General features: G+C 53.5%; 26 protein-coding genes, 2 pseudogenes and 1 riboswitch. Of the genes and pseudogenes, 5 read left to right on the plus strand and 23 right to left on the minus strand.

The features are described from left to right. Positions 1 to 2 precede the first annotated feature (2 nt). From MGLY_RS14685 to MGLY_RS17865, 4 genes and pseudogenes are all read right to left on the minus strand, one after another. Complete coding sequence (locus MGLY_RS14685; protein ID WP_156275039.1) at positions 3 to 410, minus strand: NIL domain-containing protein; 408 nt, start codon at positions 408 to 410, stop codon at positions 3 to 5. 32 nt (positions 411 to 442) lie between these two features. Continuing rightward, positions 443 to 1,645, minus strand: coding sequence for a homocysteine biosynthesis protein (locus MGLY_RS14690; protein WP_156275041.1), 1,203 nt, complete (start codon positions 1,643 to 1,645; stop codon positions 443 to 445). A gap of 99 nt (positions 1,646 to 1,744) precedes the next feature. Next, positions 1,745 to 1,848: riboswitch (SAM riboswitch) on the minus strand. A 66-nt stretch (positions 1,849 to 1,914) separates the two neighbouring features. Further along, positions 1,915 to 2,193: pseudogene (locus MGLY_RS14695) on the minus strand (P-II family nitrogen regulator); the annotation flags it as partial. After that, positions 2,178 to 2,291: pseudogene (locus tag MGLY_RS17865) on the minus strand (hypothetical protein); the annotation flags it as partial. The pseudogenes MGLY_RS14695 and MGLY_RS17865, both read right to left, overlap by 16 nt. Positions 2,292 to 2,349: 58 nt before the next feature. Here MGLY_RS17865 and MGLY_RS14700 point away from each other — a divergent pair. Then, positions 2,350 to 2,523 carry a hypothetical protein gene (locus MGLY_RS14700; RefSeq protein ID WP_246187505.1) on the plus strand — a complete coding sequence of 58 codons (174 nt, stop codon included), beginning with the start codon at positions 2,350 to 2,352 and terminating at the stop codon, positions 2,521 to 2,523. Here the strand turns inward: MGLY_RS14700 and MGLY_RS14705 are convergent. Continuing rightward, the gene (locus MGLY_RS14705) at positions 2,520 to 3,215 is read right to left on the minus strand and encodes a class I SAM-dependent methyltransferase (RefSeq protein ID WP_156275050.1); all 696 of its coding nucleotides are present in this window, start codon (positions 3,213 to 3,215) and stop codon (positions 2,520 to 2,522) included. The two genes, MGLY_RS14700 and MGLY_RS14705, sit on opposite strands and share 4 nt — an antisense overlap. 473 nt (positions 3,216 to 3,688) lie before the next feature. On the opposite strand from MGLY_RS14705, the gene MGLY_RS14710 reads away from it, so the two are divergent. Beyond that, the gene (locus MGLY_RS14710; RefSeq protein ID WP_156271558.1) at positions 3,689 to 5,335 is read left to right on the plus strand and encodes an IS1634 family transposase; all 1,647 of its coding nucleotides are present in this window, start codon (positions 3,689 to 3,691) and stop codon (positions 5,333 to 5,335) included. A 111-nt stretch (positions 5,336 to 5,446) separates the two neighbouring features. Here MGLY_RS14710 and MGLY_RS14715 read toward each other — a convergent pair whose 3' ends face one another. From MGLY_RS14715 to feoB, 8 genes are all read right to left on the minus strand, one after another. Next, entirely contained in the window at positions 5,447 to 5,779 is a 333-nt protein-coding gene (locus MGLY_RS14715; RefSeq protein WP_211661923.1) for a hypothetical protein, read from the minus strand. Between the two features lie 90 nt (positions 5,780 to 5,869). Further along, positions 5,870 to 6,658, minus strand: coding sequence for an IclR family transcriptional regulator (locus tag MGLY_RS14720; protein WP_156275052.1), 789 nt, complete (start codon positions 6,656 to 6,658; stop codon positions 5,870 to 5,872). Between the two features lie 220 nt (positions 6,659 to 6,878). Next, a complete protein-coding gene (locus MGLY_RS14725; RefSeq protein ID WP_156275054.1) occupies positions 6,879 to 8,519 on the minus strand; it encodes a glutamate synthase-related protein in 1,641 nt (546 codons plus the stop codon). A 224-nt stretch (positions 8,520 to 8,743) separates the two neighbouring features. Next, positions 8,744 to 9,553 carry an IclR family transcriptional regulator gene (locus MGLY_RS14730; RefSeq protein ID WP_156275056.1) on the minus strand — a complete coding sequence of 270 codons (810 nt, stop codon included), beginning with the start codon at positions 9,551 to 9,553 and terminating at the stop codon, positions 8,744 to 8,746. A 159-nt stretch (positions 9,554 to 9,712) separates the two neighbouring features. Continuing rightward, on the minus strand, positions 9,713 to 9,910 hold the full coding sequence (locus MGLY_RS14735; RefSeq protein WP_054935882.1) for a hypothetical protein: 198 nt from the start codon (positions 9,908 to 9,910) through the stop codon (positions 9,713 to 9,715). 148 nt (positions 9,911 to 10,058) lie between these two features. After that, on the minus strand, positions 10,059 to 10,673 hold the full coding sequence (gene pduL, locus MGLY_RS14740) for a phosphate propanoyltransferase (RefSeq protein ID WP_156275058.1): 615 nt from the start codon (positions 10,671 to 10,673) through the stop codon (positions 10,059 to 10,061). 133 nt (positions 10,674 to 10,806) lie between these two features. Next, complete coding sequence (locus MGLY_RS14745) at positions 10,807 to 10,971, minus strand: hypothetical protein (RefSeq protein ID WP_156275060.1); 165 nt, start codon at positions 10,969 to 10,971, stop codon at positions 10,807 to 10,809. 25 nt (positions 10,972 to 10,996) lie between these two features. Continuing rightward, positions 10,997 to 12,802, minus strand: coding sequence for a ferrous iron transport protein B (gene feoB / locus MGLY_RS14750; protein WP_246187349.1), 1,806 nt, complete (start codon positions 12,800 to 12,802; stop codon positions 10,997 to 10,999). Positions 12,803 to 12,937: 135 nt separating this feature from the next. Here feoB and MGLY_RS14755 point away from each other — a divergent pair, with 135 nt between their 5' ends. Further along, positions 12,938 to 14,284 (plus strand): IS1380 family transposase, encoded by a 1,347-nt coding sequence (locus tag MGLY_RS14755; RefSeq protein WP_156271486.1) that lies wholly within the window; start codon positions 12,938 to 12,940, stop codon positions 14,282 to 14,284. Positions 14,285 to 14,521: 237 nt separating this feature from the next. Here MGLY_RS14755 and MGLY_RS14760 read toward each other — a convergent pair whose 3' ends face one another. The 3 genes from MGLY_RS14760 to MGLY_RS14770 form a co-directional block, all read right to left on the minus strand. Beyond that, positions 14,522 to 14,800: a FeoA family protein gene (locus MGLY_RS14760; RefSeq protein ID WP_156275062.1), complete on the minus strand. Its 279-nt coding sequence runs from the start codon at positions 14,798 to 14,800 to the stop codon at positions 14,522 to 14,524. A gap of 148 nt (positions 14,801 to 14,948) precedes the next feature. Next, positions 14,949 to 15,728 carry an ATP-binding protein gene (locus tag MGLY_RS14765; RefSeq protein WP_246187350.1) on the minus strand — a complete coding sequence of 260 codons (780 nt, stop codon included), beginning with the start codon at positions 15,726 to 15,728 and terminating at the stop codon, positions 14,949 to 14,951. A gap of 54 nt (positions 15,729 to 15,782) precedes the next feature. After that, the gene (locus MGLY_RS14770; protein ID WP_156275067.1) at positions 15,783 to 16,529 is read right to left on the minus strand and encodes a DnaD domain-containing protein; all 747 of its coding nucleotides are present in this window, start codon (positions 16,527 to 16,529) and stop codon (positions 15,783 to 15,785) included. Positions 16,530 to 16,677: 148 nt separating this feature from the next. Here MGLY_RS14770 and MGLY_RS14775 point away from each other — a divergent pair, with 148 nt between their 5' ends. Further along, complete coding sequence (locus MGLY_RS14775; protein WP_156275069.1) at positions 16,678 to 17,511, plus strand: Asp23/Gls24 family envelope stress response protein; 834 nt, start codon at positions 16,678 to 16,680, stop codon at positions 17,509 to 17,511. Here the strand turns inward: MGLY_RS14775 and MGLY_RS14780 are convergent. The 3 genes from MGLY_RS14780 to MGLY_RS14790 are packed head-to-tail and all read right to left on the minus strand — an operon-like array spanning position 17,508 to position 20,870. Beyond that, the gene (locus MGLY_RS14780; RefSeq protein WP_156275071.1) at positions 17,508 to 19,118 is read right to left on the minus strand and encodes an MBL fold metallo-hydrolase RNA specificity domain-containing protein; all 1,611 of its coding nucleotides are present in this window, start codon (positions 19,116 to 19,118) and stop codon (positions 17,508 to 17,510) included. The genes MGLY_RS14775 and MGLY_RS14780 overlap by 4 nt on opposite strands. Positions 19,119 to 19,176: 58 nt before the next feature. Then, positions 19,177 to 20,391: an aminotransferase class I/II-fold pyridoxal phosphate-dependent enzyme gene (locus MGLY_RS14785; protein WP_156275073.1), complete on the minus strand. Its 1,215-nt coding sequence runs from the start codon at positions 20,389 to 20,391 to the stop codon at positions 19,177 to 19,179. After that, on the minus strand, positions 20,388 to 20,870 hold the full coding sequence (locus MGLY_RS14790; RefSeq protein WP_156275075.1) for an Lrp/AsnC family transcriptional regulator: 483 nt from the start codon (positions 20,868 to 20,870) through the stop codon (positions 20,388 to 20,390). The genes MGLY_RS14785 and MGLY_RS14790 overlap by 4 nt, the downstream gene beginning before the upstream one ends. Before the next feature lie 452 nt (positions 20,871 to 21,322). On the opposite strand from MGLY_RS14790, the gene MGLY_RS14795 reads away from it, so the two are divergent. Continuing rightward, on the plus strand, positions 21,323 to 22,669 hold the full coding sequence (locus tag MGLY_RS14795) for an IS1380 family transposase (protein ID WP_156271486.1): 1,347 nt from the start codon (positions 21,323 to 21,325) through the stop codon (positions 22,667 to 22,669). 237 nt (positions 22,670 to 22,906) lie between these two features. On the opposite strand, the gene MGLY_RS14800 is transcribed toward MGLY_RS14795, so the two are convergent. The 4 genes from MGLY_RS14800 to MGLY_RS14815 all read right to left on the minus strand — a co-directional run bounded on the left by MGLY_RS14800 (position 22,907) and on the right by MGLY_RS14815 (position 25,973). Beyond that, positions 22,907 to 23,794 (minus strand): hypothetical protein, encoded by an 888-nt coding sequence (locus MGLY_RS14800; RefSeq protein ID WP_156275077.1) that lies wholly within the window; start codon positions 23,792 to 23,794, stop codon positions 22,907 to 22,909. A gap of 108 nt (positions 23,795 to 23,902) precedes the next feature. Continuing rightward, the gene (locus MGLY_RS14805) at positions 23,903 to 24,826 is read right to left on the minus strand and encodes a methylenetetrahydrofolate reductase (RefSeq protein ID WP_156275079.1); all 924 of its coding nucleotides are present in this window, start codon (positions 24,824 to 24,826) and stop codon (positions 23,903 to 23,905) included. Then, positions 24,823 to 25,494 (minus strand): methylenetetrahydrofolate reductase C-terminal domain-containing protein, encoded by a 672-nt coding sequence (locus MGLY_RS14810; protein ID WP_156275081.1) that lies wholly within the window; start codon positions 25,492 to 25,494, stop codon positions 24,823 to 24,825. Before MGLY_RS14810 ends, MGLY_RS14805 begins: the two co-directional genes overlap by 4 nt. Continuing rightward, positions 25,491 to 25,973 (minus strand): hydrogenase iron-sulfur subunit, encoded by a 483-nt coding sequence (locus MGLY_RS14815; RefSeq protein ID WP_246187351.1) that lies wholly within the window; start codon positions 25,971 to 25,973, stop codon positions 25,491 to 25,493. Before MGLY_RS14815 ends, MGLY_RS14810 begins: the two co-directional genes overlap by 4 nt. Position 25,974: the final 1 nt, after the last annotated feature.

Below are 25,974 nucleotides of genomic sequence, written 5' to 3' on the forward strand. Positions count from 1 at the left end.
CTTTAGAAACGGACCTCCATGGCCTTATAAGGGCAGGCCTTGACGCACATCAGGCAGACGACGCATTTATCTTCATCAAAGTTAACGGTCATATCCGGGCGTTCCAGGTATAGAGCGCCGGAGGGGCAGACACTAATGCAGGCACCGCAATGGGTGCAGACGGTTTCATTGCGGTGGACATCCTGGCTCAAGGGCTGGATGGTAACACCCAGGGAGCGCAGGTATTCCAGGCCGCGGGTATACTGTTCCGGTTCGCCCTGGATTTCCAGAACCATCATCCCTTCTTTGTGGGGATTGATGTGGGCTTTGAGGATATTGACCACCAGGTCATAGTTACGAATTAGCTGGTAGATGATGGGTTTATCGGCCGTCTCGGCCATGAAACGGAGGACTACCCGTTTGGGGGACAATTTCCCCACCCTCCTTTCTCAGAATCAGGTGCTCAGGCTTCTTTTTCCTGCAAGGATTTTAAAGGCGTAGCTTCATTAATAGAAGGTAACAGGGCTACCGGCTTACTGAGGAGGAAACCGCCTGCGCGAATCCAATCTTTCAAGATTGCAGCGATCTGCCGTGCCCGGGGATAGCTCGATAGGGGCGCCGTGGGTACTTCCCGTCCCTGCAAGTTAATGGTCCCTGACTTTAGCTGGGCGTAAGTTACATAACCCAGGGGTTGAGGATTACCTGCCGGGTAGTCCAGGCCATAATCAACTACCGGGGCGTAGATTTCTTCATCGCTGCGGGAGGCCCAGTACATGATTTCTTCGTTGAGGATGGGGATGGGTATACCCAGGCCTACCGTAAGGGAAGCGCCGTAGCCCAGGAAGGAAACGCCGACCAGCCACTCCGGGCGCATCTGTTTGAGGTCACCGATCACCGCCAGGGTACCGCCGGATACAAGCTGGCCACCTTCCGGCAGGGGCGTCAGGCCGGGGCAATGTTGCGTACCCTGCCAGACCACATAGCCAGTACTGCCGCCCAGGAATATCCTGGTACCGATGCCGATGGTCCGCAAGTAAGGATCTTTCAGGAGCGGACTTAGCTGCCCGGAGGTGGAGTAATTGGCATTCCCCATATGAGGTTTTAAAACACCCATATAAGTATATATCGTCCGGTCGGATAGATTGACGGCAACATTATAATTCTGGTAAGCGTTACGGGGGTTAAAAAGGACGGCCTGGTTCAGGTCATCAATGGTAATGACGGTATTGATTTCCCGGCGCGGGTAACAATCGGTACCGTAGGCAATGGCCCTTAAGCTTACCGGTTTCCGGGCTACCAGGTCATGGATGACATGGCCGCCGCCGTAGCGAAATTCCCCGGGGTGGATGCTGTTCAAAGGATCATTATCCGGGACCTCGGTGGCTCCCAAAAAGGCATCAACGGCGGCCAGGCCGGCGTAGGCCTGGACATTATTTAACCATACCTTGCTCATTTTCATCCTGGGTTTGGTATGGCCGAAATTGAAATAGGCGCCCGATGAGCACATGGTACCAAAGGTGCCGGTAGTCACGACGTCAACTTCAGCTGCCGCCTGCCGGACGCCCTTTTCCCGGACCAGGGGAATGACCTCTTCGGCTGTCAGGACTACAACCTTGCCGCTTTTTATCCTGGCGTTGATTTCAGCCAGGGACTTTTCCACTGCCACTGCTGTTCCCTCCCTGAACTATGCCGGTTTCTCTAAAACGCTGTCATGAAAAATAAAAAACCCCTTCCCGAAAGTATAAGAAGAGGTTGAATAGCCATCAACTTATCTCTCAGGGTCTTCCTGCGGCATTTAGCACCTTCCGGCAAAGTACCGGGGTTGCCGGGTTTCATCGGGGCCTTCCCTCCACCTGCTCTCGATAAGCCGTGAGGCAGTTATGCAATTTTACTATTAAATTAATATCATGCCAGGATAAATGTGTCAAGAAGAAATTAAATGGCTTCTGGTCCCCGTTCACCGGTCCGGATCCTGATGGCATCCTCGATTGGGTAGATAAAAATCTTGCCATCGCCGATGTTACCGGTACGGGCCTGGCGGGTGATAATGGCGACTACTTCGTCAACATACTTATCCTCGAGGACAATTTCCACCTTGACCTTGGGCAGCAGGTCAATGGTATAAGTGGTGCCCCGGTAAACTTCAGTTTTACTCTGCTGCTGGCCGCAACCGACAACATGGGTAACGGTCATGCCGTGGATACAAAACCTGCCGCCGGGGTAATGGCCACCAGGCCGGCTACCGCGCCGCTGGCCGCCCCCAGGGCTGTAGGCTTGCCGTGGAGCAGCCATTCCACCGCCAGCCAGCCCAGGGTAGACGTAGTTGTTGCCTGGGCCTTTGTGGCTGTGGTAACCTACGGCATCCTGAAGGTGGTCAGCCTGCTGACACCCTTAAGGGTAACGGCCGAAGACGATGAGGCTGGCCTGGATCTCTCCCAGCATGGCGAGAGTGCCTATCCCGATGCCGGCCTGGCAGCCCTGGACATTGTGCCGGCTGCGGATAGTAAAGGTATTGTTCCCCAGAGGGAGCTGGTGATCAACTAGCTTTCTTTATAACTCACCGCTACAATAAAACCGCCATCGGTGCGGCCTTCCCGGGCGGCGGCAGCTTCGATGGCCAGGGCCTCTTCTACTTTCGTGCCATCAAAGTCGGGGCCGAAGAAGAGGACGGCTTTACCTTTAACGTCTTTTCCGGGCATGGCGGCCAGGAGTTCAGGCAGGGTATAAAATTTAGCGTACCGGAAGAGGCAGTCCGGTTCCCGGGCGGCCCGGGCCTCGTAGTGGCGACTCCAGAGGCTGTTGCCGCCGATGAGGCCGATGACCATGCGGCCGCCGGGTTTTAAAACCCGGTAACTCTCAGCGAGGACGGCCTTTAAATCCGGCGCGAATTCCAGGGCCGTAACTGAAACTATCTTATCAAAGGTATTATCGGCAAAGGGTAGATTCATGGCGTCGGCGTGGAGAAATTCAATCTCCAGCCCGGCTGCAGCCGCCTTCCACCGGGCGGTGGCCAGCATGGGCTCGGAAATGTCTATGCCGGTCACCTTGACCCCCAGGCGAGCCAGTTCTAAGGAAAAATTCCCCGTACCACAGCCGACATCCAGGATATGTTCCCCGGCCCGGGGCTCTAAATAAGCATAAACGGGTTTTTTTTCCACGCGGTCGACCAGGACCCCCAGGGGGCGCTTGTACCAGTCGTCATAATCGCTGGCTTTATGATCAAAAATTTCAGCCATCGCCTGGCTCCCCTTTCCCAACTTATTTATGGTATACCATATTCGCCGTTAATGGCCGTTTTCCTTTTTGGTACTTAATCTTTCTTTTCCTGAACATGAACATAAGAAAAGGACCCTTGCGGGTCCTTTTACAAGCTAACTTTAAGCTAACTCCTGATTGACAACAAGCTGGTCTGCATCCACCTGGACTTGATACTGGCCTTTGTGAAAGCCCCGTTCCAGCAGCCACTGGGTGAGGTGTTTGCCTCCTATTTCCCCGATTTTACCCTGGGCCGCGAGCCTTAATTTTAAATTGGCCGGGTCCTCGCTCCTGAGTTTATCAGTTGCGACATTTTACTGATTCAAGAACCCAGATAAAATCTAGCTTTGGGCGTTAAAAATAGCCCAAAAAGCGAAAAACGTAGTGGCAACTAATATTGTGAAATACCAAATATTATCTAGACAATAGGCAATGTTAGTGGTATCATTTAAGCATGTTCATCAAAATAACTAAAACCAAAAACCACCAGTACGTCCAGCTAGTCCAATCTTACCGGGAAAATGGAGCTGTTAAACACAAGGTCCTCCTCAATCTCGGTCGCCTGGACGAGATTGAAAACAACCCCAGCTTTCAAAGACTTGGTAAGCGCCTCTTAGAATTGTCCAAGGCCAGGGAGGTGACCAGTTTAGCCAGCTTTTCCGAGGCGCAGATCAAGAACTGGGGCTATGTGGTCTACCAGAAGATCTGGAACCAATTTGAGCTACCCAAACTTTTAAAGAAGATCAGTGCCAAACGTAAGGTACAATTCGAATTAAGCGACGCCAGTTTTCTTATGGCTATCCAGCACCTCCTTGAACCCAGGAGTAAATTAGGTACCTACAACTACCAGCACCGTTATGCCAGTTTACCCGACGTAGCCTTAAACCACCTCTACCGCTCCTTGGATTTACTCTGCGAGTATAAAGAGTTGTTGGAGGAGGAGATGTTCCAAAAGAACCGCCACCTTTTTAACATGCAGGTGGATGTGGTTTTTTATGATGTAACGACCTTTTCCTTTGCCAGCGTCGAAGCCGACACTTTACGCGATTTCGGCTTCAGTAAAGACGGTAAGTTCAACGAAGTCCAGGTGGTATTGGGCCTGCTTATTGATTGCGAGGGGCGGCCCATTGGCTATGAGCTTTTCCCCGGCAATACCTTTGACGGCAAGACCCTGGAGACGGCCTTAGAAAAGCTGGAAAAACGTTTTGGCCTGCGCCGGGTGATCATCGTCGCCGACCGGGGGATCAACAGCAAGCTTAACTTAAAACGCATAGTGGAACGGGGCTACAGCTACATCTTTGCCGCCCGCATCAAGAGCATGAAAAAAGAGATTACCGATATGATATTGGACGAAAATGGCTACCAGGAGATAAAGGACGATGAAGGAGAAGTCCTTCGCTACAAGGTTATCGAGTACATAAACGAATTCACCGCTGAAGGGAAAAAATACAAATTACCCGAAAAACTGATCGTCACCTACTCCAGCCGGCGGGCGGAAAAAGACCGGGCCGACCGGGAAAGGTTAATCGAGAAAGCCCAAACCCTTTTAGAAAGCAAGGCCAAAATCCAGGCCAGCAACAAACGTGGCGGCAAGAAATACCTCAAAGAAATAGACTGTACGGGCACGTGGATACTGGACGAAGAAGCCATTGCCCGGGACAAACAATTTGACGGCTACTACGGCATCCAGACCAGCGAGAAAGAAATGAGTGCCAAAGACATCCTGGATGCTTACCATAACCTGTGGCGGATTGAAGAATCTTTTCGCGTCATGAAAAGCACCCTGAAAGTCCGGCCGGTTTTTCACTGGACCGAAAGGCGGATTAAAGGACACTTTGTAATTTGCTTCCTCGCCTTTCTTCTCGAACGCACTCTGGAATTCAAGCTCCGGCAAGCGGTGGAAAATGCCTCGCCGGCAGAAATCCGGGAAGCGTTAAACTCCCTCAACTTTGCCGAGGTAGAGATCAAAGGAGAGGTGTTCTTTATCAAGACCCAGAGTACAGAGTTGAGCAAAAAGATCCTGCGCCTAATGCGGATTGCACCGCCGGGAAACATTACCCGTGTAGAGGAGTTTGCTGCCCGCTGGCAGGACCGGTTGTAGTGGCAAAATGCGCGTCTTGTTTTCTATTTTTCTAGGTTTTATGCGGGTTCTAGGGATTCAACTGATAAAGTCAGGGAAAAGGACCCTTGCGGGTCCTTTTACAAGCTAACTTTAAGCTAACTCCTGATTGACAACAAGCTGGTCTGCATCCACCTGGACTTGATACTGGCCTTTGTGAAAGCCCCGTTCCAGCAGCCACTGGGTGAGGTGTTTGCCTCCTATTTCCCCGATTTTACCCTGGGCCGCGAGCCTTAATTTTAAATTGGCCGGGTCCTCGCTCTTCTTTAAGATTAACTTTTTACCGTCAACGCCAATCATAATGTATTGACTGCCGCGTAAATGCTGGAAAGCAGCGCCGCGGAGCCGGATACCATTACTGGATACGCTTAACTCACCTCTGGCGTTACGGTTAAACCGGCGGGCACGATAAATTTCCACTAACATCAAACCCTCCTCTGGATAATTTCAGATTTGATGTTAGTATTACCCAATTAAGCCTGTAAAATACCTCCAGCAATAAACCTTAATTAAAATTTAACGGTATTGATAACCTAAATGCCGGCCAATTTGAAGGGCAACCTGAACAACAGCGGTGGCCAGTTTACCGGCCATCAACTCTGGCGGCATCCGGTTGGCGGGACCTGCAACACTAACGGCGGCTATAACTTTATTTTCATGGTCAAATACTGGGGCAGCAACGCAACGAACCCCTTCTTCCCTCTCCCCGTGATCCAGGGCAAAGCCCTGCCGGCGGATTTTTTGCAATTCTTCCCGCAGCTGGAGAGGATCGATGATTGTGGTGGCCGTATAGGGGAAGAGAGGAACTTCCTGGAGGAACATGTTTAACTGGTTTTCACTTAAGTAGGCCAGGAGGACTTTCCCTGCGCCGGTACAGTAAGCCGGGGCGCGGGTACCCGGTCGCGCCAGCATCTTGATGATGTTACTGGACTCGACCTGGTCAATATAAACGACTTCGTATTTATCCAGGATAGCCAGGTTGGCCGTTTCATTAAAATCGTCTACCAGCTGGTGTAATGCCGGCCGGGCTATGGCCCGGATGTCCAGGCTGTAGAGGGCGCGGTTGCCAATCTCAAAGGCCTTGATCCCCAAACGGTAACGGCCCTGGTAAGGTTCCTGCTCAACCAGACCATGGGCCGCCAGGGCATTTAACAACCTGTGGACAGTGCTTATATTCAGCCGGAGTTCTGCACTGATAGCCGAGAGCATCATGGGGGAGCCTTCCCGGGCCAGAGTTTCCAGGATGGCCAGGGCCCGGTCAACGGCCTGGACGCCCCTCATTTTATTAACCCTGGTCACTGGCATGCGCGACTCCCCCCTGGCGAAGATTAACCTTCTAAGATACGTTCGACTTCTTCGGCATCGGCATCCCTGACATAAGGAAGCCCGCTTACCCGGGCTGCATCAGGAGTTAAAAAGAAACGCAACTCTGATCGTACAGCCCAAACATGGCAATTTTTTAAATTAACCCTTCCTGCCTGCTAGGCACAAGCGTCAATAAAATGGTTGGAAGGCTATTTTCATGTTAACTTAGCAGGATCTTTCTGGCAAATTCGTCCTGAACATCAGTGATAAAGGGAATGCCGGTTTCGGCTTCGGTTTCCCGGTTAGCGGAAGCGATATCATTCCTGGTGATCTGGTCCAGGGAGAATTTGCGGGCGCCAGCCATTAATTGCTGTAATCCTGCCGTCAGCTTGTCGGCTAGTGTCCAGAAGGCAATGGCACCGTAAGGAATATTCTTCATCTCTTCAGCGCCGACTTTCTTTTGAACATTATAGTAGCCGGCAAAAATCTCTTCAGCTTTCGTACCTAATTCGGCCACAGTCTTGGGTAGACTATCCCAGTTACCGTTGACTTTTGCGCGTCTTTCAGGATGGAGTACCCCTTCAATGTTGGACCCGACAAAGCCCGGAATCATTAAGGCTCGACCCATACATACCAGTTTAACGTAGGGCGCCCCCAAAGCTAAAGCTTTGAAGATATGGTCTTCCCTGGCCAATCCGCCTCCAAAGGCCATATCGACAACTTTCTTACCCCTGGCAGCCAACAGGCTGGCATATTCATAGGCTTTAGCATGAAGCAGAATGGAGGGGACGCCCCAGGTTTCCATCATGTTCCACGGGCTCATACCGGTACCGCCGCCTGAGCCGTCCACGGTAAGCAAATCAAGTTTCGCCTCGGTAGCGAGCTTGATGGCCATAGCCAGGGCTTCCATTCCATAGGAACCGGTCTTTAAGGTAATCCGCTTGTAGCCCAGTCCACGGAGGTATTTAATGGCACTCATAAAGTTTTCTCTTACCTGGGCAAAGCTGGTGAGATCCGTGTAGCCTAAGCGGCTGTGACGGGCAAATGATTTGATGGCCCCGTTCTTAAAGGCTTCTTGCACTTCAGGAATGGTCGGATCCGGATCGACCACATAGCCCCTGTTCTTCAAGAAGATAGCATAGTCGAGATCGGTAACCTGAATTTCTCCGCCGATGTCTTTGGCGCCCTGGCCCCACTTCAGCTCCAAAATGACCTGATCGCCGTACTTCTCAATGATGTATTCGGCAACACCGTTACGGGTGTCTTCCACGTTCATCTGGACGATGATGGCACCATACCCATCATAATATTTTAAGTACGTCTGAATTCGCCGGTCAAGTTCCGGGGCCTTAATAATCCTGCCATTTTCAATCACGGCTTCCCGGTCAATCCCCACGACGTTTTCGCCAATGACGATGGGGATTCCCACCAGGGCGGCACCGATGGCAAAAGAATCCCAGTATTTAGCAGCAATGAAGGTAGAGCCCAATGCCCCGGTCATGATCGGCGCCCGGGCTTTAGTTTTTACCTCGCTGCCAAATGCCGTCTCGACGTTTACATTGGGGAAAATACAGTCGTCAGCATTGTTAGAGAGGCCCGGTGCCAGGCCATAAGCGCCGTAGTTGTATCCCTGGATCCTCAAGGAGTTATAAGAAATTCCTACATGGGTCGTGTTTGAGCTTCCCGCGGTAACAGTACCGAAATCCCGGGGATAGAGGAGCTTGCGCCCCACCATGCTGGACATCCATGTTTCGCATTTCCCCTGGCAATCTGCCCGGCACAATGTACATAAACCTGATTCTGCCGGATTGCCGCGATTAACGGTTCCCAGGACATCATTTTGTTTTGGCCACTGGATCATCTCTTTTAATCCCCCGCTTCTAATAAATTTTTGCTTCCACCGTAGCGATAGTCCATTATCATATGGTGAAAGCCATTTTCGCAGCCCCTGGATTTAATTTTAGTTAGGGGGATTATACTTGTCAACGAAAGGATTTTTCACTATGTGAAAAAAATAAAGCGCCTGGAATCTTGTATACATTACCGGCGCTGGATTAAACCCTATTTAATTATTGGAAGCAAATTTCATTTTAAATCTTCACCCGCGTATCCTAAACGTTTGGACATCTCCCGGGCTACGCTAAGGACGATATCCACCAGCTCATTATTTAAATAATAATTGGTAATCCTGGTATCGGGCCCGGAGACGCTGATGGCGGCCACCACCTTACCTTCATGGTTACGGATGGGCGCAGCCACGCAGCGGACATTTTCATCCCTTTCCCCCAGGTCAATGGCATAACCCTGGCGCCGGATACGCTGTAGTTCCTTTTTCAGGATGGCTACATCGGTGATTGTTTCACTCGTATACTGCTCCAGCTGGACGCCGGCGAAAAGCTTATCCAGCTCGTCATCACTTAATGAACTGAGGAGCATTTTACCGGAACCGGTGGCGTGGGCCGGGCCACGGCTGCCCACCCTGGCAAACATGCGGACAATGACGATATTGTTGGATTCCACCTGATCGATGTAAACCACGTCCCGGCCGTCGAGGATGGCCAGGTTGGCCGTTTCATTGCAGCGCCGTACCAGTTCTTCCAGGAAGGGCCGGCCGATGGTTTGCAGGTCCTGGGCATAAAGGGCGGTTTTCCCCATGGCAAAGAGTTTTAGGCCCAGTTTGTAACGGCTAGTTTCCGGTTCCTGCTCGACGTAACCTTTGACAGTGAGGGTGCCGAGGAGGCGGTGGACCGTACTTATATTTAACTGGACCTTATCGGCCAGGTCGCTGATGGCCATGGGTACACCGGCTTCGGCCAGGGCATCCATAATGGCTAAAGCCCTTTCAACTGCCTGGACGGTCTTGCTCTCTTCACCGTTGACTTTTTCTCTGGCCATATGAATGGTCTCCTTTGCCACTAGATATGCTACCGGTCGCCATTAAGATAGCTGGCATTTATTTTTAAATGATGAAAAGGGTTTTCACTATGTTTTAATTTTAGTTTGCTTTAGGTAGCAATGTCAAGGGAAAGAAATAAAAAACCCGCTTGGGGCGGGTTATTTCCGGGTGGTAAGGTCACACTCAATCATGCCCTCATAACATTCGTTGCATAGGAACTGGCCGCAGGTGGGACAGATGCGCATGTCAGGGGGATTTGTTTCCAGGCAGTCGTAACAATAGGCAGTATCGCAATGGTGACAGATAATGCCCTCGACGTTCCTGGCTTTGCAGCGGTCACAAACTGGAATCTTCATAACTGACCGCACCTCCTTCTACGATTATTATTTCGCTTTTACGCGCTAAAGATCCTGCCGCTGGCCTGCCAGTCCCGTAAAAAATAAAAGCTCCATTAGAGGAGCTTTGCGAACGATGGTTTAACGCGACATTTATACCAAGCTGGTATTAACCGGCCATGGTCAGGACTTTTTCTGCTGCGGGTGCCAGCACCTGGACGATATCGTCATTATTTAACAGGCAGGCGTTGGCTTCGTCGGTATCGATATGGAACTCCAGGCGATAATTGGGATGGACCCGTACCAGGACGTTCTGGAAAATCAGGCCGCGTTCGCTACCTACCTGGACATTTACCATATCCTTATCCTTCAGGCCGTAACGCCTGGCATCATTAGTGGGCATATGAATGTGGCGCAGGGCAATGATGACGCCCTGGTTAAGGGTAACCACCCCTGCTGGCCCGACGAGGACACATCCGGGAGAACCTTCATGATCACCTGAGTCACGAACGGGAGGGTTAACACCAAGTTTAAAACAATCGGTCCGGGATAATTCCACCTGGCTGTAAGAACGAAGGGGACCGATGATCCGGACTTTTTCCAGTACACCCTTGGGCCCTATTACGGTAACTGTTTCTTTGGCAGCAAATTCACCCGGTTGGCCCAGATCCCTTACTTTCGTTAGTTCATAGCCTGGTCCAAAGAGAGCCTGGAGATGTTCCCTGGTGAGATGCACATGCCGTCCGGATACGCCTACCGGCACTTCAAACAGGAATTTTTGCATTTTAGCTCCTCCCCCTTACTCATCCCGGCTGTCCGTAATAACCATTCGGGGCTAAAAATCTACCGTTCGACCTTATTATAGAACCATTCGGCGGCAGACGCAAGGGGGATGGTATATATTCGCAATCTTAAATTTATGTGGCCTTCTTTTTGGCTTGCCGGCCCTTTAAGAAGCAACCCTGGCAGTGACCCTGACAGGTGCCGATGAGCAGGGTCCGGCAGCGGGGGCAACGTACCTGCCGGGGGTCACTAGCAGGGTAGCCGCAGCGGGGGCATTTCTGGGAGCAACTTGTTACCATATCTCTTTCCTCCTTACCGGCTGGCTTAAATCAAAATCCGGGATATTATCCCGCCGATCAGGAAGGCCAGGAAGAGGATAGTCGGCCAGATAATGATCCCTTCCCGCCAGCCGCGCTCTTTAAAGATTACCAGGGCCGAGGCAATACAGGGGACAAAGATGGTGATGGTCACCAGGGCTACCAGGGACTGGGCCGGTGTCAGGGGGAGGCTATAAAGACCGGCAGCCCCGAAATCCCGGCGGACAAAACCCATGATGAAGGCGGTGGCCGTTTCTTTAGGAAGCTGCAGCCAGTTGACGGTAAGGGGCGAAAGCCAATTTTGCAAAGTGTCTAAAAGGCCGGTAACCTGCAAAATACCGATGAGGAGGGCACCGCCGGCAAATAAGGGGCTAGCTTCCTGGATAAAGTTCCTGGTCCTGGTAGCCGTCTTTTTCAGGACATTAACCGGCTGGGGCAACCGTAGGGGCGGCACGTCAATTAAAAGATCGCTGGCTTTTCCGGGTAAAAGCCAGTTTAAGGCCGTCCCGGCAAGAACTAAAATACTGGCCACCAGAATGACATACAGGAAGGTATAGCCGGGTCCCAGGCGTCCCAGCATGCTGGTGATTACCGCCAGCTGGGCTGAACAGGGTATGGCCATGGCCAGCAAGAAGGTGGCAATGCGGCGTTCCCTTTGACTGGCCAGCAAACGAGTGGTAATGGTAGCCGCGGTGACACAGCCAAAGCCCAGGATAATGGGGATAATACCGCGGCCATTTAACCCCAGGCGCATGAGCATCCGGTCCACCAGGACGGCTATCCGGGGCAGGTAACCGGAGTCCTCCAGGGCCGAGAGCCCCAGGTAAAATCCCAGGACCAGGGGAAGCAACAGGCCCAGGATGTAAGTTACCGTCATGGTAAGGATGCCAAATTCACCTATTAAAAGGGTGCCCGGGATGGAAGATGGTGGTAGCCAGGAACCGATAAGGTTACGGATAAAGGGTTCATAATAGCCCTGCATGATGCCCTCTTCCGTGATGCCCACCACTGTCTGAGCCACAAAGACGCCAATAAATTCATAGAGTATCCACAGGGTTAAAGCCAGCAGGGGGATACCCGTGAGGGGCAGCATCATCCAGCGGCTGAGGCGGGTGCTCCAGGAAGCCCCGGCGTTAGTTTCCTGGACCACTGCCGCTACTATGGCATCAACCCGGCGCCGCCGGGCCAGGTAGATTTCTTCCTGCCTGTCCATGGGTTTTACCCGGTGGCGGGCGGCGACAAAAGGGTCACCTTCCAGGATAAGTAAAGCTTCAGCCCGGTTGCGGGTCTTCTTTTCCAGCAGGGGCAACATTTCCGCCAGCTCGGGCAGGCTATGGCCTTGGCGGGCGCGGGCAACGGCCTGTTTGACTTCCTCCAACCCCTGCTTTTTTATCGCTACCGTGGGGATAACCGGTACCCCCAGCAACTCTTCCAGTTTTTCAACATCGATCTTGATCCCCTGGCGGGCCGCTTCATCGATCATGTTCAGGGCGACTACCATGGGAATACCCATATCAATGATCTGCTGGGTGAGGAAAAGGTCGCGGTCCAGGTGGACGGCATCAACGACGTTGATGACGATGTCGGCTGCCAGGATGACGTCCCGGGCTACTCTTTCTTCTTCATTAAAGGAAGAAACGCCATAGACACCGGGCGTGTCCAAAATAAAGTCATTTCCTACCCGGGCATGGCTGATTTCCAGGGTGGTGCCGGGAAAGTTGGAAACATCCACGTACAGGCCGGTGAAGGCGTTGAAGAAGACCGATTTACCGACATTGGGATTACCGGCCAGGACTATCTTGCGGACGCCCACAGGTATATTTAACTCACGCCTGAATCCGTGACAACCCAATAACAAAATATCTGGATATGGCTCAAAACCTCGCGAAAAATAAGGTATAATAGGCTGGATGGCAAACGAATCCATGTTCACCTGCGAGGTGCGGCCATGAAATTCATCATTGAACAGTCTGATGAACACCTTACCCCCGTTGCCGGACTGGCTCTGGTGGGGGAAATCATTGATCATACTGCTCTGAAACTCAGGCTAAATAAGACCCGGATACCTGGTGTTTCTTCTCCGGATATTTCTCACGGGGATGTTATCACCTCTTACGTGGGCCTGCTTTGCCAGGGTCGCAGTGATTTTGACCATATTGAGCTTTTTCGGGATGACCCCTTCTTCGCTGCGGCGCTGGGTATTCAGGATGTGCCTTCAAGCCCTACCCTGCGCCAGCGCCTGGATATGATAGCTCATAGTGTACCCTACCAGGAGATTATCCTCGAGGAAACGGCCAGGTTCCTTAAGAAACTTAAGGCACCGGTAACTCCTGTTACCCTGGGTTCCAGGGAACTAAAGCGCCAATATGTCCCTTTGGATATTGATGTTACTCCCTTTGATAATTCAAATTCCAAGAAAGAGGGTGTTTCCAGGACCTATAAGGGCTACGACGGTTATGCGCCTATCTTCGCCTACCTCGGTAGGGAAGGCTACTGCGTCCATACCGAACTGCGGGCCGGGAAACAGCATTGCCAAAAAGGGACGCCGGAGTTCCTGCGACAAGCTCTAACCTTTGCTCGCGCTATCACTTCGCTGCCACTTTTAGTACGGATGGATGGCGGTAATGACAGCCAGGATAATCTCCAGGTCTGTTTGGACCCGGAAATCAAAGCCGATTTTATCATTAAGCGTAACCTGCGCAAGGAAACGCCGGAGGCCTGGCTGGCCATTGCCAAGGAAAATGGTACCGCCACCCTAGAACGGGAGGGAAAAACCGTCTATCGGGGGCACCAGATGGTGAAAATCGAGGGTGCTGACACCCCTGTCCGTCTGGTGTATAAGGTCACCGAGCGGACGATATTACGAAACGGCCAGCTTCTCCTGGTCCCGGAAATTGAGGTCGAAACCTACTGGACCACTTTACCCGACCCGGTGGAGGATATCATTACCCTCTACCACGACCACGGCACCAGTGAGCAATTCCACAGTGAAATCAAAAACGATTTAGACCTGGAACGGCTGCCCAGCGGCAAGTTTGCCACCAATGACCTGGTGCTACACCTGGGTGTTTTCGCCTACAACATTCTAAGGCTTCTGGGGCAGTTTAGCCTCCCGCTAAAGGAGGTACCGCTGCGCAATAAGAAAGCTCAACGCCGGCGGCTGCGTACCGTTATACAAAACCTGATTACCATAGCGTCCCGGCTGGTTCACCACGCCCGGCAGGTCAAATTACGATTTGGGCAGCACAGCCCGTGGTATCCAGCTTTCCGGTACCTATATAAAGCGTTGGCTTAATACAGAACTTCTAGCTCCAGTTAGCTGTATAAGCAGGCTCCAAGCCTCTTAGGACGAGAGGTCTACTTTGTTATTCCCTTATCCAGGGGACCCAAGGTAAGAGTAAATAGCCTTCGTCCACATAATCAACTTTAGACCCAATTCAATGTATCAGCAGATGTTAAATATAACTGTTAATACCATTTACTGTTAGTGCGAGTTCTACCCAGTTGTTATTATCACGGATTCAGGTCACGGTTAAGATCGTGGCAGGCCATAGGCACGCCTCCTTGCCGGGGATTTGACCGGATGCGGGGCGGGCACAGGTTCAACGGTGATTTTTTGGGCCAGGCCCCTGCCGATGGCTATTTCCTGGCGGTTTTTGGCGACGATAATGGGGCCGCCGGGAATGACGCTGGTACAGGTGATGAGTTCTCCTTCACTGATGCCGAAGCGGATGGCCTGGGCGCGAATGCCCCGTCCCGGCAGGGCCAGGATGCGACAACGCTGTCCTTCTTTGGCTTCATCCAGGGTCATGGTCTTCCCCTCCCTGCTACGATAAATTCTTATGCGCGAATCTTTACTTGATGCCGCTCGAGCAAATGATAAAGATTATCAATGGGCTTCTATAAATATCTTACGGCAAATGAGAATCAATGTCAATGGGGTGGCAAAGAAAAAAGGCTCACTTTTTGGTGACGCCTTCGCGGCTGATAAGGCAGCGGATGTCTTCGGCCACGGGTAAGTGATAGGACTGGCAGAGCTGGACCAGGCGAGAAGTTGTCCGTTCCCCCAGGTAATCTTCCAGGGCCTTTAAGTCCAGGTTACTGGTTACTACCGTCGGTAGTTCATTGATTAAACGATAGTTTATCAGGGAATAGATTTTGTTACAGGTCCACTCGGTATAATTGTGGGCACCCAGGTCGTCAAGGATCAGGACAGCTACTTTACGGGCTGTATCGATGAGTTCCAGTTCCGTTTGACTGCCGTCCTGGGGCCGGCGGTCATAGGTGGCCCGGATGGCATCCAGCAAATCAGGAACAACGGTAAAAAGAACTTCGCGGCCGGCGGCCGTTAAAGCATTGGCAATGGCAGCGGCCAGGAAGGTCTTGCCGCTACCCACTGGCCCGAAGATAAAGAGGCCGCGGCCACGGGTTTCCTGGCGGTAGGTGGCCACGAAACGCCGGGCTGCTTCCAGGCAGCGGCGGGCGCTTTCGTAATAAGTAGTACCCGTAAGTTCATCGTTCAAGGTCCGGGAGTAATACTTCAGGTCAAAGTTCTGGAAGGTGTACCTGCTCAGCTGGGGTGCCAGGTTGGCTGCCCGCAGGCGGTTTTGCCAGGCCTTTTGCTGCATGCAACGGCAGCGGTAAGCCCGGCCGTCGCGGAGGATGAGGCCCCGGTCCTGGCACAGGGGACACTGGTAAGCCGGCAACTCCAGCGGCCCTTCCTGGCCTTTATTTTTCATAATTAATTGAGCTGGAATATGTATCCTTTCCATGGGCAGGCCTGTAACCCTCCCTTAACCTTCCGGGTTAAGCCGGTAGAGTTCGCGGTATTTATCCTTCCTGGTAGCAGAACTGGCAGGGCGGGTAGAACGGGTTTTCTTTGTTTTGACTTTTTCATCATAGGCCATAGCTTCGGCCACGGTACGGATATTATGGCGCTGCCAGTCCCTTAAAATGGAATCGATATAACGGAAGTTGAGGATGCCCCGTAATACGGCCCGGCGCAGGGCTTCCTGTAATAATTCGAGCGGCATCCGGTCATCCTGGCACCAGGCTTTCAACTGCTCGCTTTCCAGGGGAGACAGGGGACGGCCGAACTCTTTTTCGAAGGCCCGGTACAACTCTCCCTGCCGGGCAGCAGTGGCAGCCGTTTCCTTTTTCACCTCCGTAACTGCATGGTAATCCCCTAGAGCCAGTTGAATTAATTTAGTCCACAGGGGTGTAAAGGAAAAGGTATTTTGCCAGCGACCCAGGGAAGGGTGGTAATAGGGTTCGACCGCCAGGAGCTTTTTTTCAATAATAGAAGCAATTAGATTCTTAACTGCTTCGCTGTCCAGGCTCATGTACTGGCTGATCTTTTCCGGGGTGGGAAAACGTTCCTGCTCCACCTGGCGCCAGTGCAAGAGGTGGATTAAAACCATCATTTCCGTTTCTGTCAGGCCCAACCGGACGTAAAACTTGACGAGCAGGTCAGGGATAACTATACTGCCTGCTTCTAACATGGCTGTTGCCAGCGCCTGGTAACCATCATTGCTGGCCATACCTGCCCCTCCCCCTGGTAACTCCTAGCAGTACTTCTATTATACCATCGACAATACTCCCGGCCAAATTTAATCAAGGATTGTTAGGGGCATTGCTCATAGCTAATTATAGATTATAATTATCTTGGTTAAAGGGAGGTAAAATCCCATGGAAGTGGTTGCCCTCATTGGTCCCAGCGGCAGCGGCAAAAGTCACCGCGCCCTGGCTGTTGCCCGGGATTATGGCGCCGAAGCCATAATTGACGACGGTTTGCTTATCCAGGGGAGTCGTATTCTGGCGGGTGTTTCGGCCAAGGAACAGCCGACGCGGGTAGGGGCCATCAGGACGGCCCTTTTCAGCGACCCTGACCACGCCCGGGAAGTCCAGGAGAGACTGACGGCCATTGCTCCCCGGCGCCTCCTGGTGATCAGTACCTCCCGGGAAATGGCAGAGCGCATTACCAGCCGCTTGCAGTTGCCGCCGCCGTCCACCTGGGTGGATATTACCGAAGTGGCTACGCCGAAAGAGATTGCCCGCGCCCGGCAGATTCGCAGCCAGCTGGGGAAACACGTTATCCCGGCACCCACGGTGGAGGTCAAGCCGCGTTTTAATGGTCCTTTTATCGAGCCGTTAAAAACTTTTTTGCGCCGGCGCCAGGCACCGCCGGGGAAAAAGAAAAACCTGTGGGTGGAACAGACCACCGTCCGGCCGACCTTTAACTCCTTGGGCCATTTTTATATTGCCCATAACGCCGTGGCCCAGCTGGCTGCTTACCTGGCCACCGCTGCCGGCCTGGCTAACCCCCGCGTCCAGGTGGAAAGCAGGAATGGCAATCTGGCATTAAACCTGGAGGTGGCCGCCCCCTACGGTGTTTACTGGCCCCCCCTGCTACGGGCTGCGCAAAAACGGGTGAAAGGGATGATTACAAATATGACGGCCCTGGAAATTGAGGCCGTCAATATTACAGTGCGCGGGATTAAATTTGGCGACGAGCGGCTCTAGCCGGCTTTTTCCTCCGGGTTCGGGTTTAATAGAGCCGCTATTTGCTGCAGTTTATGATTGACGCCGGCATAATCCTGCCGGGCAAAACCCGCTTCTACCAGGGCCTTGAGCTGCACCAGGATGCGCTGGTAGATGGCTTCGGCTTCGGCGGCTGCAGCGCGGGCCGTCAGGGTAGCCGGCGAGGCTGCCGGCAGGGTTTCCGCCAGCGGCAGGAGCCGGGCGGCAGCCAGCCATTGCGGGACTTCTGTAGCCAGGCCCAGCTCAGCAGTTACCAGGCTGGCGAAATCCCTGGCTGCTTCTTCTTCCCCGTGGGTTATAAAAACTTTGCGGGGGGGCCGGGCAAAGGATTTAAGCCATTTTAATAAACCTGCCTGGTCGGCATGGGCGGAAAAGCCGTCAAGACTGACAATTTCAGCCCGTACGGCAATTTCTTCGCCGTGGATGCGCACCCGCTTCTCCCCGTCGAGCAGGCGCCGCCCCAGGGTACCGGCGGCCTGGTAGCCCACCAGGAGGACAGTATTTTCCGGCCGCCAAAGGTTGTGTTTCAGGTGGTGCTTAATGCGGCCGGCATCGCACATGCCGCTGGCCGCAATGATGATGGCTCCTCCCTGGATCTTATTGATAGCCATGGATTCCTCGGCGGTGCGGCTTAAGTGCAGCCCTGGCAGGTAGAAGGGACAGGTGGCACCGTCATTACTTAACTCTTTGGTTTCAGCATCAAAGTAATCCTGGTGGCGGCAGAAGATCTCAGTGGCCGCCACTGCCAGGGGGCTATCGAGATAAATTTTGTCTACCTTGATGGCTCCCTGGCGCAGGAGGACATTAAGGGCATAGAGGAGGTCCTGGGTACGCTCCACGGCAAAGGCGGGGATAACCAGGTTACCTCCCTTTTTCATGGTTTGGATGATTATCTCTTTCAGGCGCTCAATTTTGTCCCCCTGGACATTATGGTGGCGGTTGCCGTAGGTAGACTCCATGACCAGGTAATCGGTGGCCTCAATGGGCGCCGGGTCATTGACAATGGGCTGGCCCGGGTTACCTAAATCGCCGGAAAAGGTAACCTTGACTTCCTGTTCCCCATCGCGCACCCAGATTTCCGCTATCGCTGACCCCAGGATATGGCCGGCGTCCTGGAGGCGCAGGCGAAAACCCGGTAAAATTTCCTTTTCTTCTTTATAATCCAGGGCCTGAAAATAATCCAGGCAGGCAGACGCCTGGGCGGCGGTATAGATGGGCGTTAAAAGGGGCAGGCCGGCGCGGCTGTTTTTCCTGTTTTTGCGCTCGACCTCCATTTCCTGGATATGACCGCTGTCCGGTAGCAGGACGCTGGCCAGCTCGGCACTGACCGGCGTGGTAAATACTGGCCCCTGGAAGCCCTGCAGGTAAAGCTTAGGAATCAGGCCACAGTGGTCGATGTGGGCATGAGTCAGGACCAGGGCATCAATACTGGCCGGATTAAAGGGAAAAGGTCCATAGTTGCGTTCTTTAATGGCTTTGGAACCCTGGAAAAGCCCGCAATCAATAAGGAGGCGGTGCCGCCCGTTATCGAGAAGGTAGCAGGAGCCGGTTACCGTCCCGGCAGCACCGTAGAAATGTAAATTGATCATCTTTCCTCTCCCTGTTCTAATTTTTTGCCGACCTTTGACTTCCTGTCTCCAACCTCCGTTAAGCGTGGGCCACGGCCCGGTGCTTGAAGGCCAGGCGGCGGGCGACAAAGCGTTCCATCCGGTTCATGGCTTCTGTCAGCTCGGCCAGGGAAGTAGCGTAGGAACAGCGGATAAAGCCTTCCCCGCTGCTGCCAAAGGCCGGGCCGGGGACAACGGCCACCTTTTCTTCTTTCAGGAGTTCTTCGGCAAATTGGGTGGACGTTAAACCCGTAACTTTAATGGATGGGAAAACGTAAAATGCGCCCCGGGGTTCAAAACACTCCAGGCCCATTTCCCGCAGGCGACTGACGACCAGGCGGCGGCGCCGGTCATACTCGGCCACCATCCGCTGCACATCCTGGCGCCCGTGGCGCAGGGCCTCCAGGGCGGCCATCTGTCCCATCACCGGGGCACAGAGGATGGTATACTGGTGGATCTTGACCATGGCGGCCAGGAAGTCGGGGTGGGCGGCCACATAACCCACCCGCCAGCCGGTCATGGCAAAGGCCTTGGAAAAGCCGCTGACCAGGATGGTCCGTTCCTGCATGCCGGGGAGGGCGGCAAAGGACCGGGGCGGGCCGTCGTAGCGCAGTTCGGCATAGATTTCGTCGCTGATCACCAGCAGGTTATACTTCTTTACCAGGGCGGCGATAGCCTGCATTTCGGCCTCATTAAGGACGGCACCGGTGGGATTGTTAGGAAAACACAGGATCAGGACCTTGGTACGGGGGGTGATATATTTTTCCAGCCGCGCCGCCGTCAAGGCAAATTCATCAGCCATGGTAGTAGGTACCGTCACGGGAACACCGCCGGCCAGCTGGGTGATGGGCCGGTAGGAAACATAACAGGGTTCGGGGATCAGGACTTCGTCGCCAGGATTGATGACCGTCCGCAAGGCCAGGTCAACAGCTTCGCTGGCACCAATGGTGACCATGACTTGCTTCTGGGGATCGTAACTTAAGCCAAAACGTTCCGCCAGGTAGCCGGCTATGGCCTGGCGTAATTCGGGCAGGCCGTAGTTGGAGGTATACATGGTATAACCCCGCTCCAGGGATTGGACGCAGGCTTCCCGGATGTGCCAGGGGGTGACAAAATCCGGTTCCCCCACGCCCAGGGAAATAACCCCCCGGGTGCTGGCTACCAGGTCAAAGAAGCGGCGGATACCTGAAGGTGGTAGATTTTTGACCAGGGGATTAATAAAGCGCTGGGCCTCAAAACCGCAAGTAATGGTCATGGTTGCAACACCTGCCTCCGGTCTGCTTCTTGATCTTCAAAGATAACCCCATCCTGTTTATACCTTTTCAGGATAAAATGGGTCACTGTACTCTGGACGTGTTCCAGGGTAGCCAGCTTCTGGGAAACAAAGGTGGCCACCTCCTTGAGGCTCTTGCCCTGGACCAGGACGGAAAGGTCATAGCTGCCGGACATCAGGAAAACGGATTTTACTTCCGGGTAACGGTAGATACGGCCGGCAATCTCGTCAAAGCCCACATCCTGCTGGGGCGTTACTTTGACATCGATTAAGGCCGCCACCTCTTCTGCGCCGGCCTTTTCCCAGTTAATCAAGGTGTGGTAGCGTAAGATGATTTTTTCTTCCTCCATGGCGGTAATTTCTTTAGCTACCTGATCTACCGGCAGGGCCAGCATGACGGCTATTTCTTTAGCGGTTAATTTACCGTTATTTTCCAGAAGTTCGAGTATTTTTTTACGCATGGATAAACCTCCGTATAAGATATGAAAACCTCCCGCCCCGCAAAGGGACGGGAGGTTTATTCCCGCGGTACCACCCTCATTGGTCGTACGACCCTGCTCTGGTAGCGCCTTTATTAAGGCGCTTTGGCCGTTAACGGGGCCAGCGTCCTACCCTGGGGATAAATCCTTCCGGCGGCGGCTCCGGGGTGGCTTTCGACAGGTCTGCTACCGGGCTTGCACCCTCCCCGGTTCGCTGGCGAGCAGGGGGCCTGCCTACTCTTCCCTTCACTGCCTTTAACCTTGCTGTAAATTTTAATGCTATTGTAGCACTGGCCTGGCTGTTGTGTCAATAATAACCTGAATCCGTGACAACCCAATAACAAAATATCTGGATATGGCTCAAAACCTCGCGAAAAATAAGGTATAATAGGCTGGATGGCAAACGAATCCATGTTCACCTGCGAGGTGCGGCCATGAAATTCATCATTGAACAGTCTGATGAACACCTTACCCCCGTTGCCGGACTGGCTCTGGTGGGGGAAATCATTGATCATACTGCTCTGAAACTCAGGCTAAATAAGACCCGGATACCTGGTGTTTCTTCTCCGGATATTTCTCACGGGGATGTTATCACCTCTTACGTGGGCCTGCTTTGCCAGGGTCGCAGTGATTTTGACCATATTGAGCTTTTTCGGGATGACCCCTTCTTCGCTGCGGCGCTGGGTATTCAGGATGTGCCTTCAAGCCCTACCCTGCGCCAGCGCCTGGATATGATAGCTCATAGTGTACCCTACCAGGAGATTATCCTCGAGGAAACGGCCAGGTTCCTTAAGAAACTTAAGGCACCGGTAACTCCTGTTACCCTGGGTTCCAGGGAACTAAAGCGCCAATATGTCCCTTTGGATATTGATGTTACTCCCTTTGATAATTCAAATTCCAAGAAAGAGGGTGTTTCCAGGACCTATAAGGGCTACGACGGTTATGCGCCTATCTTCGCCTACCTCGGTAGGGAAGGCTACTGCGTCCATACCGAACTGCGGGCCGGGAAACAGCATTGCCAAAAAGGGACGCCGGAGTTCCTGCGACAAGCTCTAACCTTTGCTCGCGCTATCACTTCGCTGCCACTTTTAGTACGGATGGATGGCGGTAATGACAGCCAGGATAATCTCCAGGTCTGTTTGGACCCGGAAATCAAAGCCGATTTTATCATTAAGCGTAACCTGCGCAAGGAAACGCCGGAGGCCTGGCTGGCCATTGCCAAGGAAAATGGTACCGCCACCCTAGAACGGGAGGGAAAAACCGTCTATCGGGGGCACCAGATGGTGAAAATCGAGGGTGCTGACACCCCTGTCCGTCTGGTGTATAAGGTCACCGAGCGGACGATATTACGAAACGGCCAGCTTCTCCTGGTCCCGGAAATTGAGGTCGAAACCTACTGGACCACTTTACCCGACCCGGTGGAGGATATCATTACCCTCTACCACGACCACGGCACCAGTGAGCAATTCCACAGTGAAATCAAAAACGATTTAGACCTGGAACGGCTGCCCAGCGGCAAGTTTGCCACCAATGACCTGGTGCTACACCTGGGTGTTTTCGCCTACAACATTCTAAGGCTTCTGGGGCAGTTTAGCCTCCCGCTAAAGGAGGTACCGCTGCGCAATAAGAAAGCTCAACGCCGGCGGCTGCGTACCGTTATACAAAACCTGATTACCATAGCGTCCCGGCTGGTTCACCACGCCCGGCAGGTCAAATTACGATTTGGGCAGCACAGCCCGTGGTATCCAGCTTTCCGGTACCTATATAAAGCGTTGGCTTAATACAGAACTTCTAGCTCCAGTTAGCTGTATAAGCAGGCTCCAAGCCTCTTAGGACGAGAGGTCTACTTTGTTATTCCCTTATCCAGGGGACCCAAGGTAAGAGTAAATAGCCTTCGTCCACATAATCAACTTTAGACCCAATTCAATGTATCAGCAGATGTTAAATATAACTGTTAATACCATTTACTGTTAGTGCGAGTTCTACCCAGTTGTTATTATCACGGATTCAGGAATAAATTAAGTGAGCTGGCGCCAGCCGGCTTCCCGGCGCAGGCGGCGGGCCAAATAGGCCGGATTGGCCAGTTCATCGGCGGCTACTTTACGAATGCTGATCCCCTGCTGGCGGCAGTAAAATTCATGGCGCCAGTCATAGCGCCTACCGGCCGGCTCAAAGCCCAGCTGCAGGCGGGGCAGGAAAAAGGGAATTTTTCCTCCCCGGGTCTCATAGTTGGTAATTACTTCTTCGTCCGGGTACGCCTGGAGGAGGGCCAGGCGCAGGGCCTTCATAGCCTGATCCAGGGGATCGACGGCAGCCGGGAAGGGAGGGATCGCTTCCGCTTCCTCCGGAGAGGTCCTGTCGCCTTCCCGGCCAATCAGCAGCACGTTATCTTCACCGATACCTGCGGGTCCGGGAACCGGTTCATTTACAGGTTCTCCGGCCGCATCGCCCGTTGTTCCTGTTAACGAATGCCGGTCCGCGGCTACTAACCCTGCTTGCTCAGCCGGGCATGCCGGATGTGTCGCATCAACTGTTTCACCCGGGGCAGCAGGTTTACTTTCCTCACTGGGAGCATGTTCCCTACCCTTTTCCTGCCGGGCCTTTAAGTAACGGGCCGTGCCCTCGCTGATTATATACTGTATGTCCCGGGGAAAGTTGCCAAAGCTCTGCAGGATACGACGGTCCGGTAGACGCTGGGCCACCAGTTGCTCAAGTAAAGCCTGGAGATGCTGTTCCCGTCCTTCGAGGACTTCCAGTAGTAAATCACCCATTTCCTGAACCATGGCGATACCGCGGGCCAGTTGTTCTACGCGGGCAGATTCATCTTTAAGGCTTATGGATATGGCACATTGAACCAGTTCATCGACACGCTGCAGGATTGCATTTTCCAGCCGGTTATCGCGCAATCTCCCCACCTCCTGGCAGCTCTTCCTCCCATCAATATATGCGGCCAGGTTACCGGCAAGAACTGCAGGCCAGTAAAAAAACCCGGGGTGCAAACCCGGGGTCAAAATTTATTCCGCCTTGGGCCGGGGGTAAAGACCGGCTTCCTTGACGATGGTAGGGATGATCTCTTCCCACATCACGGCCATGATATGCACACCGGCTACCCCTTCAATGGTCTGGAGGTGTTTAATCTGTTCGACACAGATGGCCACCCCTTCGGCCCTGGGGTCGGCAGCTTTTTCCATGCGGCTGACAATTTCATCGGGAACGATCATCCCGGCTACCGACTGCTGCATATATTTAGCGGCTTTAGCCGACTTCAGGGGCATGACGCCGGCAATGATATGGGCTTTTTTGTGCAGGCCCCTTTCGCGGACCATAGCCATAAAGCGCTCGAAGCGTTCCATATCAAAGATGCACTGGGTCTGGATGAAGTCGGCGCCGGCGTTGATTTTCTTTTCCAGCCGCAAGACCCGGAACTCAAAGGGATCGGCGAAGGGATTGGCGGCGGCGCCGATGAAAAACCGCGGTTCATTTCCCTTCAGTTCTTCCCCGCAGGCAAATTTTTTCTCGTCCCGGAGGTCCTTGACGATTTTAATGAGCTGCAGGGAGTCCACATCATGGACGTTTTTGGCCGTCGGGTGGTTGCCAAAGGACTGGTGATCCCCCGACAGGCAGAGGACGTTGCGCATGCCCAGGCTATAGGCCCCCAGGAGGTCGCTCTGCAGGGCGATGCGGTTGCGGTCCCGGACCGTCATCTGGATAATAGGCTCGCCCCCTGCCTGGAGGACGTGGACACCGGCAGCAATACTCGAGAGGCGGACAATGGCCGTCTGGTTGTCCGTCAGGTTCATGGCATCAACATAGTCTTTTAACAGGGCGGTATGTTTTTGGATGCCCTCGGGGTTGGCGTGTTTGGGCGGGCCGATCTCACCGCTGACCACAAAATGACCCTGAGAAAGGAGTTTTTCCAGTTTGCTTTCTGTTTTCATGCCAGCCTCACATCCTCTCGTACCACTTTCCGGGGACCGCCGTCCCGGGACTTGGACCAGTCCTTGGGTGGCTGGATTTCCATGAGGAGATCCAGTTTACCCAGGGCCTGCATCCGGTCGTAGATGAGCTGCCAGGCACAGGGGGTTTCCGGGTTAACCTCACACTTTCCATTCTGGGAACCGCCGCAGGGCCCGTTTAAAATGCTCTTGGAGCAGCGGATGATGGGGCAAATACCCCCGGTTTTATAGAGGATACATTCACCGCAGAGGCCGCAGCGCTCTTCCCAGACGCCGTGCTCAACGGTGCCGCCGGCGAACTTGGTGTTTAAGGCCGGTACCACCCATTTATTATAGCGTTCGGCCAGGAACTGCACGCCGACACCGCAGGCCAGGGAAACGATGGCCTCGACATCGTCGGTAACGTATTTTTCCAGCATATCCACGTATTCAGGGTCACACTGGCGGGTCAGGGTAACCTCCACCGTTTCCAGGGGGTTGCCTTCCTTTTGCCTCAGCAGCCGCAAAGCGGCGGCCAGGATCCCGGTTTCCTTTTCCCCGCCGGCCAGGCAAACGGTCACGCAGCCGCCGCAACCGACTACCAGCACCTTTCTGGCCCCTTGAATCAACCCGGCAACTTCGGCCAGGGGTTTACTTTCGGCGATAATCATTCCTGCTCACCTGCTTTCGTCGAATTTACAGCCTCCCGGCCGTCCTCTCCATGCCCGGAGGGAGCATAACTTTTGTTTAACGGGCTGGGACCCAATTTGCGGATACGCTCGGTAAACTCCCGGGCAATTTCTGCAAAACGCGGTCCCATGGCCGCCGAGAGGTTGTACATCTCCAGGCGCTCGCCGCCGATGCCGATCTCGTCCAGGATTTTTTTCGCCTGCTGGACCCGGCGTTTGGCCCGGAAATTCCCCTTCAGGAAGTGGCAGTCTCCTTCCATGCAGCCCAGGACATAGACGCCGTCGGCACCGTCTTCGAAGGCTTCCAGCAGGACCCGGACGTCGGTTTTCCCGGAACAGGGCATCTCAATTACCCGGATGTTGGCCGGGTACTGCAGGCGCAGGGATCCGGCCAGGTCGGCGGCTGAATAGGCACAGTAGAAGCAACAAAAGGCTATAATTTTGGGCTCGAAGTCCTGCAAT

The sequence above is a fragment of the Moorella glycerini genome (assembly GCF_009735625.1).
Classification (GTDB): domain Bacteria; phylum Bacillota; class DSM-521; order Neomoorellales; family Neomoorellaceae; genus Neomoorella; species Neomoorella glycerini.

Excerpts from the sequence above, each read along its gene's own strand:
- MGLY_RS14810 (WP_156275081.1), bottom strand. The coding sequence starts at position 25,494 with ATGATTATCGCCGAAAGTAAACCCCTGGCCGAAGTTGCCGGGTTGATT.
- MGLY_RS14715 (WP_211661923.1), bottom strand. The coding sequence starts at position 5,779 with ATGTTAGTGGAAATTTATCGTGCCCGCCGGTTTAACCGTAACGCCAGA.
- MGLY_RS14735 (WP_054935882.1), bottom strand. The coding sequence starts at position 9,910 with ATGAAGATTCCAGTTTGTGACCGCTGCAAAGCCAGGAACGTCGAGGGC.
- MGLY_RS14765 (WP_246187350.1), bottom strand. The coding sequence starts at position 15,728 with ATGAAAAATAAAGGCCAGGAAGGGCCGCTGGAGTTGCCGGCTTACCAG.
- pduL (WP_156275058.1), bottom strand. The coding sequence starts at position 10,673 with ATGCAAAAATTCCTGTTTGAAGTGCCGGTAGGCGTATCCGGACGGCAT.
- MGLY_RS14775 (WP_156275069.1), top strand. The coding sequence starts at position 16,678 with ATGGAAGTGGTTGCCCTCATTGGTCCCAGCGGCAGCGGCAAAAGTCAC.
- MGLY_RS14780 (WP_156275071.1), bottom strand. The coding sequence starts at position 19,118 with ATGATCAATTTACATTTCTACGGTGCTGCCGGGACGGTAACCGGCTCC.
- MGLY_RS14705 (WP_156275050.1), bottom strand. The coding sequence starts at position 3,215 with ATGGCTGAAATTTTTGATCATAAAGCCAGCGATTATGACGACTGGTAC.
- MGLY_RS14805 (WP_156275079.1), bottom strand. The coding sequence starts at position 24,826 with ATGAAAACAGAAAGCAAACTGGAAAAACTCCTTTCTCAGGGTCATTTT.
- MGLY_RS14755 (WP_156271486.1), top strand. The coding sequence starts at position 12,938 with ATGAAATTCATCATTGAACAGTCTGATGAACACCTTACCCCCGTTGCC.
- MGLY_RS14770 (WP_156275067.1), bottom strand. The coding sequence starts at position 16,529 with ATGGCCAGCAATGATGGTTACCAGGCGCTGGCAACAGCCATGTTAGAA.
- MGLY_RS14730 (WP_156275056.1), bottom strand. The coding sequence starts at position 9,553 with ATGGCCAGAGAAAAAGTCAACGGTGAAGAGAGCAAGACCGTCCAGGCA.
- MGLY_RS14790 (WP_156275075.1), bottom strand. The coding sequence starts at position 20,870 with ATGCGTAAAAAAATACTCGAACTTCTGGAAAATAACGGTAAATTAACC.
- MGLY_RS14725 (WP_156275054.1), bottom strand. The coding sequence starts at position 8,519 with ATGATCCAGTGGCCAAAACAAAATGATGTCCTGGGAACCGTTAATCGC.
- MGLY_RS14710 (WP_156271558.1), top strand. The coding sequence starts at position 3,689 with ATGTTCATCAAAATAACTAAAACCAAAAACCACCAGTACGTCCAGCTA.
- MGLY_RS14745 (WP_156275060.1), bottom strand. The coding sequence starts at position 10,971 with ATGGTAACAAGTTGCTCCCAGAAATGCCCCCGCTGCGGCTACCCTGCT.
- MGLY_RS14760 (WP_156275062.1), bottom strand. The coding sequence starts at position 14,800 with ATGACCCTGGATGAAGCCAAAGAAGGACAGCGTTGTCGCATCCTGGCC.
- MGLY_RS14785 (WP_156275073.1), bottom strand. The coding sequence starts at position 20,391 with ATGACCATTACTTGCGGTTTTGAGGCCCAGCGCTTTATTAATCCCCTG.
- MGLY_RS14720 (WP_156275052.1), bottom strand. The coding sequence starts at position 6,658 with ATGCCAGTGACCAGGGTTAATAAAATGAGGGGCGTCCAGGCCGTTGAC.
- MGLY_RS14795 (WP_156271486.1), top strand. The coding sequence starts at position 21,323 with ATGAAATTCATCATTGAACAGTCTGATGAACACCTTACCCCCGTTGCC.